The 5535-nt window shown below is 58.9% G+C and carries 5 protein-coding genes and 1 pseudogene; 5 read left to right on the forward strand and 1 reads right to left on the reverse strand.

Features of this window, described 5'->3' with window-relative positions:
- Positions 1 to 104: 104 nt before the first annotated feature.
- From AC1DT3_RS11010 to AC1DT3_RS11025, 4 genes are all read left to right on the forward strand, one after another.
- Positions 105 to 1220 (forward strand): aminotransferase class I/II-fold pyridoxal phosphate-dependent enzyme, encoded by a 1116-nt coding sequence (locus AC1DT3_RS11010; RefSeq protein ID WP_477465300.1) that lies wholly within the window; start codon positions 105 to 107, stop codon positions 1218 to 1220.
- A gap of 18 nt (positions 1221 to 1238) precedes the next feature.
- Entirely contained in the window at positions 1239 to 2036 is a 798-nt protein-coding gene (locus tag AC1DT3_RS11015; protein WP_477465301.1) for a M55 family metallopeptidase, read from the forward strand.
- Positions 2037 to 2270: 234 nt separating this feature from the next.
- Entirely contained in the window at positions 2271 to 2519 is a 249-nt protein-coding gene (locus AC1DT3_RS11020) for a hypothetical protein (RefSeq protein ID WP_477465302.1), read from the forward strand.
- A 79-nt stretch (positions 2520 to 2598) separates the two neighbouring features.
- The gene (locus AC1DT3_RS11025) at positions 2599 to 2880 is read left to right on the forward strand and encodes a DUF2218 domain-containing protein (protein ID WP_477465303.1); all 282 of its coding nucleotides are present in this window, start codon (positions 2599 to 2601) and stop codon (positions 2878 to 2880) included.
- A 20-nt stretch (positions 2881 to 2900) separates the two neighbouring features.
- Here the strand turns inward: AC1DT3_RS11025 and AC1DT3_RS11030 are convergent.
- Positions 2901 to 3089 (reverse strand): annotated as a pseudogene (locus tag AC1DT3_RS11030) (ABC transporter ATP-binding protein); the annotation flags it as partial.
- Positions 3090 to 3666: 577 nt separating this feature from the next.
- On the opposite strand from AC1DT3_RS11030, the gene AC1DT3_RS11035 reads away from it, so the two are divergent.
- On the forward strand, positions 3667 to 5535 hold a 1869-nt coding region (locus AC1DT3_RS11035; RefSeq protein ID WP_477465304.1), incomplete at its 3' end, for a calcium-binding protein.

The raw sequence follows: 5535 nt of genomic DNA on the forward strand, positions 1-5535 counted from the left end.
GAGGAGATCCTCGAGCTCGACGCGGTGGATGATCAAGGGCGACGCGGGATTCGGGTCGGTCCGATGTTCTTGGTGCGCCGCCAATCGCATATGGAGGCGGCGAGTTGAGCGTTGCTCAGCGGACGGACGAGCCGATGAGGATGGATTCGGTTCTCGGCCCCCGCATGCGGATCAACGGGCGCGATGTCGACTACTTCTGCGGCACGAGCTATTATTGCTTGCACGGACATCCCGATGTCATCGAAGCCGCATGCTCCGCCACCCGGCAATTCGGCCTCGGCCCGGGAACGCTGGCAGGGATGCAAATCTACGCCGACCTCGATGAGCAACTTCGTGCATGGTTCGGTGTGGAGCACGTCGTCAGCTTGATCTCGGGCTATTCCGGACCGATGGCGCTCCTTCAAGGATTGCGCGACGCCTTCGATGTCGTGTTCGTCGACGCTGCGACCCATTACAGCGCGCGAGATGCATTGAGAACATTGGGGAAGCCGACCTACAGTTTTCGCCACCTCGATGCGGGGAGTTTGGCCGATGCGCTCTCTCGCAATATCGGACCACACCAGCGCCCAGCGGTGGTGACGGATGGCGTGTTTCCCTCGACCGGGGCCTTGGCTCCTTTGGCCGATTACCGTCGCGCGATGGAACCCTATGAGGGAGGGCTGCTCGCCGTCGATGATTCACACGGAGTCGGCAGTCTGGGATCCAGCGGGCGGGGTTCGCTTCAACATGCTGGCCTGGAAGGCGAGGGGAATTTCCTCGCGGGAACGCTGAGCAAGGCCTTCGGAGCATCGGGCGGCATCATCCCGGGTGATGCGGAGCTAGGAAGAAAGATCTCCGCCAACGCGATGATCATGCGCGGCGCGTCGCCGATCACTCCCGGTGCGGCGGCTGCCGCCGTCGCAGCCATGCGAATTCTACGTTCCCAACCAGCAATGCGCGAAAACCTTGTACGCAATGTCAAGCAACTGCGAGGCGGATTGAGAGGTCTGGGTTTCGACCTTGCTGACACGCCGGTTCCGATTGTCAACATTCGCGGAGACGCTGTCGATTTCGAACACTTGCGCACACAGCTCGACGCCAACGATATCGTCGTGAAAGTCGTGAAGCCTTCGGGCTATTCGGACGCGCCGGATGTTCCGACCATGCGCCTTGCCGTGTTCTCCGAGCATTCCTCCGAGCAGATCGACCGGCTCTTAACGTCGATCGCTGAGATCATCTAGAATCAAGGAAAAGTGAGAATGAAAGTCTTCATCAGCTCCGACATCGAGGGAACGGCCGGAATCACGGCCTGGGACGAGGCCAAGAAAGGAAATCCGGAATACGCGGAGTTCCGCGAATACATGACGGACGAACTGGTTGCGGCTTGCGAAGGGGCAAAGGCGGCCGGAGCGAGCGAAGTGGTCGTGAAAGACGCTCACTCCACCGCGAGAAATCTCATTCTCTCCAGATTGCCCGAATATGTTCGCATCGTCCGCGGCTGGAGCGGACATCCCGACATCATGATGTTCGGGATCGACGCGAGCTTCACCGCCGCACTCTATATCGGCTACCACAACAAGGCGGGTACAGACACGAATCCGCTTGCTCATACGCTGACCGGGACTGTCTCGCGGCTATTGATCAACGGAGAGGTCGCGTCGGAATTTACGATCAATGCACTATGCGCGGCGCGATACGGCGTGCCGTCCGCGTTTCTTTCCGGCGATGCCGGCATGTGCGCGGAAGCGAAGGAACTGATCTCCGGCATCGGCGTCGTCGCGACAAGCGAAGGCTTCGGGCCGGCAACGTCGTCGCTCTCGCCGCAAGCGTCGAGAAGTGCCATACGAAACGGCGTCGAGGCAGCTTTGTCGCGCGACGTCTCGGCCTGCCWGCCCCAACTGGCTAATCAGTTCGAGTTGGTCGTCGAGTATACGACGCCGACAGAAGCATATCGTGGCAGTTGGTACCCTGGGGTGGAGCACATTGCGCCACGTACCCTCCGCTTCGAGGCAAAGGACTTCTTCGACATCCAACGGGCAATCCGCTTCATCGTTTGACGGTGAGCGTCGCGGAAACGCGTTGTGGTAGAAGTCTACTCAACCGTGCCCGCCAGCCGCCGAAGCTCAGGTGTTCCATCACGTCGGCCGCCGGCATGAGCAGGTCGGCGGCTTTCATTACAGAACTGTAATCTACACGCAATGCAGGGGGCAGCCGGAGAGGCCTACCGTCGTTCATGCTCTGGTTCGATTCGTTTCGCCTTCATATTCGGCGCGAATGGGAGCCGGCGGAGTATGACGACGCGTATGGGGAGACATCTAGCAATGCCGTTGCCTGTGGACCTGAAGCAGATCAAGGACGCGGTGCGTGAATTGCGCGTCTCTTGCCCCCAAAGCGCGCTGGCGGACTTGGTCGAGGAAAAAATCCGCGCGCTCGAGAGCGGCGAATTATCAGCTGGCAACGAGCCTCGTGACTTCCCATTTCTTTGGCAGCGATCCGCCACAACAGCCGACGTCTTTAAGAAGCCGTCGCGCATGATCTGACTTCCGTATCATTTCGCATCGTCAACGTACGTATCGAATGGGCTCCTCAATTCATTCAATCGCAAGAGGGAAACGACATATGCTCGTAAGCGAAACCAGAGTGCCGACACAGGCGGCCAGTCGATACCTTCAGCAACTCAGCAAGCATTGGTCGCACAAGTTCGATGTCAGCTACACCGAGACGACAAGCACGATCCCCTTCGCGGAGGACCGCAAAGCCGAGTTGGTCGCTGAACCCGATCACCTTTTGATCAAGCTCACCGTCGTCGACGAAAGCTCCCGGGATCGGATGCAGAAAGTCATCGAAGACCATCTGAACCGCTTTGCCTTCAAAGAGACGCTTGCGTACGACTGGGAGTAATTGCCGTCAGCGTACCGCGTCTATGCTGCCGTTTCCACAGGACCGCCGAGAAAAAGGCTCCCGACGCGCGGATCGTTGAGAAGGTCGGCGGCCCGGCCGGTCATTCGCGTCCGGCCCTGTTCGAGGACAAGGCCGTCGTCGGATATTTCGAGGGCGCTTCTCGCGTTCTGCTCAACCATCAAGATCGACACACCTTGATCCCGCAATTCCCGGCCAGCCGACGCCGAAGCAGAGCAGCCCCGACGCGAGGAACGCCAGAGGAAAAGGGCAGCTCGCCGGCATCCGATCATTCTCGTCGGGCGCGGACCCAAGCGCCACGTGCGCGTTCCAGACGCGATGTCTCACTAGGCTTTTCCCGCGCGGATGCATCGTGTCCTCGATGCTCCTCTTTCCCTACAGGTCCCTACAGGCGAACACGGGTCCGCGCACCCACCAGGTAGCTTTCCGAACACTCGTTCACGTAAAAATGACCGGAATATCTGATCACCAAAATTGAATTTGCTTACCTAACGTAATGAACATGACCGCCTGGGCGTAAATCCGAACAAACCGCAGGCATCTATTCTGATTAGAATCTCTAACTCCTCGCCGGAGGTATTTTCTTCCCATTTGTTTGTAGGGGGTCAGCCGAACTCTGCCGTGTGAATACTAGTCGTTCGAAGTGACGACGAGTAAGCGCAGCGCTGGGKAGTTCAATCGGCCATGTCTTTGAAACGCGAAAATGCAAACGACGGCGATTTCCCAAACGTCATTCCGCCCACGGCCAGGAACAACCCTGACGCTCAAATGACGGCGACGGTTTGGGCCGATCGCGAGCTGGACACCTGGGACATCAAACTGCGGATCGCCGCATTCGATGGTTCGCTGATCGCCACGGACGATGTGCTCCTCGGCAGAAGCGGCAGCGAGGTCGAACCTTCGATCGCAACCCTCAGTGATGGATGCTATTTGGTCGCCTGGTCCGAGATGCAGACCGGTGGCGTTGCCGAAGCGCACGGCTGCGTGGTGGATGCCACGGGTCGCGTGGTCACCGACGAGTTTCTCTTTGATGCTTCCCCGTTGAGGACAAGCGCCGCATCGGCCGTTATTCCGCTGGGCGATGCCGCTTACCTGCTGGTCTGGTCGGACGGGTCGCAGACGACGGCTCGCGCAGACGTGGTGGGAGGCGAATCTACGACAAGCCGATCCATCCCTACCTCGGCTTCGACACCTTTCGAGGGGGCGTCACTCGTTTGGACGGGTACGACGGGTACCGACATCCACAATGGGACCAGCGCGGACGATACGCTCAGCGGATTGGGTGGCAACGACAGCCTATCCGGTGCCGGTGGCAATGATTCTCTCGATGGGGGCGACGGAAACGACATCCTAAACGGCGAGATCGGCAACGACACGCTGATTGGCGGACGAAACAATGACAGCCTCACCGGGGGCGCCGACAACGACTCGCTGTTGGGCGGTGACGGCACCGACACGCTTGATGGCGGCGACGGCAACGATTGGTTGAACGGCGAAGCTGGCTCTAATCGACTCGATGGTGGAGCCAATAACGACACGCTTGTGGGAAGTAGCTCCGATACACTGATTGGCGGCACGGGAGACGATACCTATTTCGTGACAGACGAAGGCGCGACAATCGTCGAAATCCTTAACCAGGGCCAGGACAAGCTTTTCACAAGCGTCAGTTTTCAGCTTGGACAAGACCACTCCATCGAAACGATCGAAGCACAAGCCGACGACTCGGTCGATATCGGTCTTTACGGCAATTCCGGAAACAACGTCCTAATCGGCCACAACGGCGCCAATTGGTTGGATGGCGGCAACGGCAACGACACGATCATCGGAGGAAACGGGCGTAATTCCTACACGGGAGGCGCCGGCACCGACTCATTGGTCGGTGGAGTGGACGAGGATATCTTCTACCTCGACGATGACCTCGACATCATAACGGATGCCGGTGGCACGCACGACCAGATCTACGTCACCTTCAGCAACTACAAACTGAAAGAAGGCCTCGAGATTGAAACCCTCAGCGTCAGGACGAATTCACCTGACGTGAGCGTTCGCCTCGAAGGCAACAGTCTCGACAATACGATCATCGGCGGCAACAGAGACGACGTCCTCATAGGCGGCGGCGGTAACGATACGCTGAGAGGAACGCTCCAGGGCGGCCAACTCACCGCCGACACTATGATCGGCGGATCAGGCAACGACACGTATTTTGTCGACCATGTCGGAGACGTTGTCACGGAGACGTCCGTCGCCGATGGAACGGATCTCGTCCGAACGAGCGTCAACTATACGCTTAGCGATTTCGTCGAGAACCTGACCGCGACCGGTGACGCCAACCTTCACCTTACCGGTAACGACCTCGAGAATGTCATCACCGGCAACACCGGTAACAACACCCTGGACGGCGGTGGCGGAGCCGACGTCTTGCGTGGGGGTGACGGCAACGACACCTACATCGTCGACAGCCCAGCCGATGTTATCGAAGAAGGCGCAAACGCCGGAACCGATACGATCATCGCGGGTGTGAGCTACAAGCTCGCTGAAAACTCAAACGTCGAGAAACTGAGCGCGATGGCCGGCAGAGCCGGAATCTTGCTCGTCGGAAACGCTGGAGCCAACACCCTGGTCGCAAACGACTTGGGA

Source organism: Microvirga sp. P4_G7, from assembly GCF_056401005.1.

Coding starts and splice junctions, on each gene's coding strand:
- AC1DT3_RS11025 (WP_477465303.1), top strand. CDS start 2,599: ATGCTCGTAAGCGAAACCAGAGTGCCGACACAGGCGGCCAGTCGATAC.
- AC1DT3_RS11020 (WP_477465302.1), top strand. CDS start 2,271: ATGACGACGCGTATGGGGAGACATCTAGCAATGCCGTTGCCTGTGGAC.